This window comes from Rhizobium freirei PRF 81, from assembly GCF_000359745.1.
Taxonomy (GTDB): domain Bacteria; phylum Pseudomonadota; class Alphaproteobacteria; order Rhizobiales; family Rhizobiaceae; genus Rhizobium; species Rhizobium freirei.
The window spans coordinates 170,071-176,070 of the sequence record NZ_AQHN01000096.1; the positions used below are offsets into that span (position 1 = coordinate 170,071).

General features: G+C 59.0%; 4 protein-coding genes and 2 pseudogenes. All 6 read left to right on the top strand.

Going from position 1 to position 6,000, the window contains the following annotated elements; translation table 11 throughout:
• Window positions 1–392: 392 nt before the first annotated feature.
• The 6 genes and pseudogenes from RHSP_RS33005 to RHSP_RS35270 all read left to right on the top strand — a co-directional run bounded on the left by RHSP_RS33005 (window position 393) and on the right by RHSP_RS35270 (window position 5,774).
• The gene (locus tag RHSP_RS33005; RefSeq protein ID WP_004130104.1) at window positions 393–1,952 is read left to right on the top strand and encodes a sugar ABC transporter ATP-binding protein; all 1,560 of its coding nucleotides are present in this window, start codon (window positions 393–395) and stop codon (window positions 1,950–1,952) included.
• The gene (locus tag RHSP_RS33010; protein ID WP_004130106.1) at window positions 1,952–2,920 is read left to right on the top strand and encodes an ABC transporter permease; all 969 of its coding nucleotides are present in this window, start codon (window positions 1,952–1,954) and stop codon (window positions 2,918–2,920) included. The genes RHSP_RS33005 and RHSP_RS33010 overlap by 1 nt, the downstream gene beginning before the upstream one ends.
• 12 nt (window positions 2,921–2,932) lie before the next feature.
• Window positions 2,933–3,946 carry an ABC transporter permease gene (locus tag RHSP_RS33015; protein WP_004130109.1) on the top strand — a complete coding sequence of 338 codons (1,014 nt, stop codon included), beginning with the start codon at window positions 2,933–2,935 and terminating at the stop codon, window positions 3,944–3,946.
• A gap of 16 nt (window positions 3,947–3,962) precedes the next feature.
• Entirely contained in the window at window positions 3,963–4,472 is a 510-nt protein-coding gene (locus RHSP_RS33020; RefSeq protein WP_004130112.1) for an NADPH-dependent FMN reductase, read from the top strand.
• Between the two features lie 15 nt (window positions 4,473–4,487).
• Window positions 4,488–5,087, top strand: a pseudogene (gene ribB / locus RHSP_RS33025) (3,4-dihydroxy-2-butanone-4-phosphate synthase); the annotation flags it as partial.
• Between the two features lie 219 nt (window positions 5,088–5,306).
• Window positions 5,307–5,774 (top strand): annotated as a pseudogene (locus RHSP_RS35270) (hypothetical protein).
• Window positions 5,775–6,000: the final 226 nt, after the last annotated feature.

A 6,000-nucleotide genomic window follows, 5' to 3' on the forward strand; every position in this document is an offset into this window, starting at 1 on the left:
GATGTTCCGTATGCCCCCAATCGAAACGGTTGCCTTCTTCGGATTACCGGACACCCTCAATAGTGCTTTGGTCCTGTCCTGATCGCGATGGCTGCCAGATCGCTTCAGATCGGGCGGAACTCCGCTTGAGAACCTCCGACCGACGTCAGGTGCGTGACAACATGCTTTTGGAACTTTGAGGGCGTCGAGCGACCAACCGGTTTCATCGAAGTCAACCCGACATCCCGATATGGGCATGGCGGCACTATTGACAGATTAGCAGACAATCTGTCATTCTATAGTTCACCGAGCGAGTTCTCGGAGCGTTCAAAGACGGCAGTCACAATTCGGCAAGAGGCCCGGGCATCGGATGTCCTGGCGCGATCTGCTGCTGCCTAAAGGGGAGGATGGGCATGACGAAAGACGTCGCCGTAAGCATGACGGCCGTTGCCAAATCGTTTGGCGAAACGAAGGCATTGAAGAAATGCGATTTTGCCGCCAAGGCAGGGGAGGTGCACGCGATCGTTGGCGAGAATGGCAGCGGCAAGAGCACCATGGCGAAGATCATGTCCGGCGTTATCGCTGCCGATGCAGGATCTGTCCTGATCCTTGGCAAGTCCATCACCTCGCCAGTCGATGCCAAAGGGGTTGGTCTCGCTACGATCTTCCAGGAAGTCCTTGTCGCCGATGAAGCGAGTGTCCTCGACAACCTTTTCGTAGGAAGCGAGGACCTGTTCTCGCTTCGGAAAGCCTCCAGGGAACGTGAAAGCGCTGCGCAAAGCCTCCTCGACCGCCTGGTGGGAAAGCCTGTCGATCTCCGGCAGAACGTCGGTGATCTTCCGCTCAGCATCAAGCAATGGATCGTTATCGCCCGGGCCGTTCTGAGGAAACCCAAGGTCTTGATCCTGGACGAGTCCTCGGCGGCACTCGATCTCGACGCGACCGTCCGCCTCCACGAAGAGATCGATCGACTCCGGTCCGAGGGGTGCGCGGTAATCATCGTTACGCACCGCATCGCCGAGCTCGTCCGGATCGCCGATCGGGCGACAATACTGAGAGACGGTTTCACTGTCGGTGTCCTTGAGAAATCCGAGATCACCGAGGCCAATCTCCTGCGCATGATGACCCCTCAAGACCGCCAGATTTCCGCCGCTGCTTCAACGTCTGCACCGGGCCTGCCGGGTGATCGCAAGGAAGCTCTTTCCGTCCATGGCGCGCGCCCCCAGGAGGCATCGCAACCGTTCGACTTCGTCCTTCCGCAGGGTTCTATCGTCGGCGTCGCGGGACTGGACGGCCAGGGCCAGGACGCCTTCGTGCGACTGGTCGCAAGGATCATCTCGCCCTTCGGAGGGGAGGTCCGGATCCTGAACAGGGAAAGCACCGGTCTCGTCAAAGTCAGCACGCTCGACGACGCCGCGAACAAGGGCATTGTGTACGTATCCGGAGACCGGAAGCGGGAAGGAATTTTCCCGCAGCAGAGCATTTTCGAGAACCTCGCCATCGGTATCTATCAGAAGAACCTGGGGCCGTTCGGTGTCATCAGGCGGAAAAAGCTGAAGCAGACGTTTGCCCGGGAGGTCGAGCGGCTCCGCGTCAAGATCGGCCACCCGGACAACCGGATTACGTCCCTTTCCGGTGGTAACCAGCAGAAGGTCCTGATCGGTCGCGCCTTCGCCAATGATCCCAGAGTGATCGTTCTTAACGACCCTGCTCGGGGCGTGGACCTCAACACCAAACGCGACCTGTATCGCGAGCTTCGGCTGTTTGCCGAAGGTGGCGGCTCGGTAATCTACCTTTCGAGCGAGATCGAGGAGTTTCTTGGTTTCGCCGATCGCGTCGATGTCTTTCACAAAGGGAGCATCCATCGCTCCCTCGACGGCCCCGACATCAACGAAGAAACCATTCTCGCTGCAATGTTCGGCCGCTCGGTTGCCGACACCATGGAATTCTCCAAAGAGAGAAAGGCACACTGATGTCGCAACGTTTTGGATTTCCTGCGCTCGACAGGTCGCTGACCGTACCGCTCGTTCTTTTCGGAGTGTTGCTCGTCGCTGCAGCCTTGCTGTCGCCGCGGCTGTTCACCGCAACCGGAATGGGCGGAGCAATCATCGTCGCAGCGCCTTTGATCCTCACAACGCTCGCCCTGACACCGATCGTGATGGCAGGACGCGGTTCGGTTGATCTTTCCGTTGGCCCATTGATGGGTTTCGTGAACGTCACCCTGATCGGCTGGCTCTCGGCAAGTGGTTACACGTCGCCACTCGCGGTGGTTTGCTGGGTGGTGGCAGTCGGCGCACTGTACCAGTTGCTGCAGGCGCTCATCATCATCTACGTCCGGGTCGCCCCCATCATCGTCACGCTTTCCAGCTTCCTCGTCCTTTCAGGCGTGAACCTCATGGTCATGTCAAGGCCCGGCGGCGTCGCGCCGGACTGGATGATGACGTGGGGAGCAGGAACCACGATCTTATCTCCGGTGCTGATTATCGTCCTGGCGGCGTTCGCTCTTTGGGCCGCTATGCGCCGGACCACCTTTTACTCCCACCTCCGCATGACAGGCGCCGACGAACGGATGGCCTACACGAGCGGAATGAAAGTCGACACCGTACGCATCTGCGCCCATCTCCTCGGCGGCGTCTTCGTTGGCCTTGCCGCGCTCAGCTATACGGCATTGATCTCTTCGGGCGATCCTACCCAGGGAAGCAGCTACACGCTCCAGGCAGTTACCGCCCTGGTGCTCGGTGGCGCAAACCTGGCTGGCGGGAGAGGGGGGGCTTTGGGGTCGACGCTTGGTGCGCTGAACATGTTCCTCATCTCGTACCTGCTTTCCGCCTTCAGCTTCGGAAGCGTGACAGGGTTCGTGACGCAAATGGCTTTCGGCCTGATCCTCGTGGCATCGCTCCTCGTCAACGTATTCATGACGGCCCGGCGCCCGGCTTTCTAGGGAGGACTTGTAATGACTTTACTCGCAACGGAACAGACGATGAGCCAAACAGGACGATCGGTAAAACTGCAGCGCAGCATCGTGATTGGCTTTGGTCTGCTTGCCGCACTTCTCGTGCTGGGTACGATCCTTGTTCCGGGGTTCATCTCGCCCCGTAACGCCCGTTCGATATTGCTGCTTGCCGCTTTCCTGGGGCTTGCATCGTTGGGACAGACGCTATGTGCCATGGTCGGCGCGCTTGATCTCTCCATTCCCTATGTCATCGGGGGAGCGAACATTCTCTTCCCAAGCCTGTTGGTCACCGGTATGCCTGCCTGGCTGGCCGTAATAGTGGTCGTTATCCTGGGAGCAGCAATCGGGGTCGCGAACGGCTTTTTGAGCTTCAGGCTGCAGGGCCAGGCTCTCATCATGTCCCTGGGGGTCGGCTTCGCATTTGTCGGTGCGGTACAGCTGTACACCTCCATCGGTTCCGACTACGGCGGCACGGTTTTCGCCCCCGTACCGAACTGGCTCCGGAATTTCGCCGCGTTCAACGGGAAGACCTTCGGGCTTTCCCTGCCGCCGGTGGTGCTGGTTTGGCTGCTCATAACGCTTGCGACCATCTGGGCTCTGTACAACACCTGGTTTGGCCGCTCCATCTACGCGGTGGGGGGCAGCAGGACTGCAGCGGCACGGCTTGGCATTTCCGAAACCAAGGTCTGGACCAGCATTCACGGTATCAGTGGAGCGATGTCGGCACTGACGGGCGTATTGCTGCTCGGGTTTTCCGGCGGCGGATTCGTTGGCGTCGGAGATCCATATCTCTTCACCACCGTTGCGGCCGTTGTGATCGGCGGCACCTCGTTGCTTGGAGGCGCAGGCGGATACGGGGCAACCGTTCTCGGCGTACTCGTATTGACGGTAATGACGTCCCTGCTGGTCGGGCTGGGCCTGAGTTTTGCCGCGCAACAGGCGATCGTGGGTCTGCTGATCGTGCCGATGGTGGCCGTCTACGCTCGTACCCCGCATATCCGCAACCAGATCTGATCGAAAGGCCGGCAAATTGAAGATTGTCGCGATAACTGGCAATGTCTCGCGCCCCTCGAAGACGCGGGCGCTCGGGGAATACGCACTCTCGAGCGTCTCGCCCGGTCACACACGGTATCTGTTTGACCTGGTCGATGTTCTCCCGGTGTTGGGAACCACCCTGTGGCGTTCGGAGGCTCCTGTTGGACTCGCGAACGTTCTTGACGCAATCCAGTCTTCAGATGTCCTCATCGTGGGCACGCCGGTCTTCAAGTCCTCGATGACCGGCCTTCTCAAGCATCTTTTCGACCTCTTCGAAATGACAGCCCTGCAGGGGAAACCCGTATTGATATTCGCAACGGGTAAAGCCGAAGCCCATGGTCAGCACGTCGAGGCTCACCTGCGCTCATTGATGGGCTTCTTCAAAGCCGAGGTTCGCGGTGACTTCATCTATGCGATGGACGGCGACTTTCCAGATTCGGCACCGACTGCGGAACTCCGGGAGCGGGTCGACCGCCAACTCGCTCGCACTCTGGGCCATGTCTAGTTCAAGGAGAAGACCATGAAATTTGCTCCCATCGAGAGCGCAGTTAAAGCAATCGCCGCCGGAGAGATGATCATCGTCGTGGACGACGAAGACCGGGAAAACGAAGGCGACATCCTGGTTGCCGCGGACAAGGTGACGAACGATCATGTTGCCTTCATGATGCGTTATGCGCGCGGCCTGATCTGCGTTCCGATGACCGGGGACCGGCTGGACGAACTGGATATCCCGCTCATGGTGGAGCGTAACTCGGATTCCATGCATACAGCGTTCACTGTCTCAGTGGACCTGATACAAGGCGTATCGACCGGCATTTCCGCAGAAGACCGCGCCAAGACCATCAGGGCGCTCGCTGACGCATCAACCGTGCCGGAGGACCTGTCCCGGCCGGGCCACATATTCCCCCTGCGGGCAAACCCGTCCGGTGTCCTCGGCCGCCCCGGCCATACGGAAGCCGCGGTGGATTTCGCGCGGCTGGCCGGGCTCGAGCCAGCGGGTGTCATCTGCGAAATCGCCAACGACGACGGCACTATGGCGCGTCTTCCCGAGCTCAGCGAATTCGCTGAGCGGCATGGCCTCCTCATGGTGACCATCGAAGCCCTGATCGAATATTGCCGCGAGATCGATAAAAGCGGCCTTTGTGCAGATCACGCAGCCAGGGAGGCGGCGATGGCCAATGTTTCGTATCTGACAAGCAGACTTTCCCCGTGCCCTCAGACGGAGAGCGAACTCCTGCGTTGGTGGCCTCCGATACACGCGAAGGAAAGCGCGTTTGAAGGTGCCCACGGGGAGCCTCGTGACGCTAACTGACCATGGTTAGCTGCGCGATGATCGGGCATAACAAACCGTGAGCCACTTTATCGTCGCCACTGCTTTCCTGCTGAATTATCGGCCCACGCGATGTCGCTTTAGTTCCGTTTCCCTTTTCAGTCTCCGGATGGTCGAGGATATGCTGGCCGCTCTTGGGATCATTGTCTCGCACCCTACGATCCGCCGGGCAGAGAAATTTGGTCGTTCGCCAACGACAAGCTTCAATCCTACAACACCGAACGAGACATCACGCCGGCTGTCGCGCATCGGCATCACAAGGGCTTGAACAATCGAGCGGAGAATTCGCACCAGCCAATCCGACGGCGACAGCGGATCAAGAAGCCTTGCAGGTCACAAGGACTCTTGCGGCGCTTCGTCTCCATCCATGACCCGATTGCTAGCATGTTCCACATCGCCCCAGCACCTCACCGCGAGCCATGTCGCGAACTGGGGGCAGCAGCGATGAACCTGTGGGCGCAAATCGCTTGCGCATGACTGACAAAATAGCCCCGCGTCATGGGCTCGACCCTTTGCCGTTGAGTTCACGATGCCCCGTCGAAACCACGGCGAGGGCTGGCCTCGCCAGTCAATTGCCCTGTCCATGCGTCACGGAATATGATGTTCCACCGAGAGGGACTCGCCAGGACGTTCAGTTCTCTATCAGGATTTATTCTTTTAAATCAATCTATTAACAAAAATCAGATAAGTTCTATTATGGAAC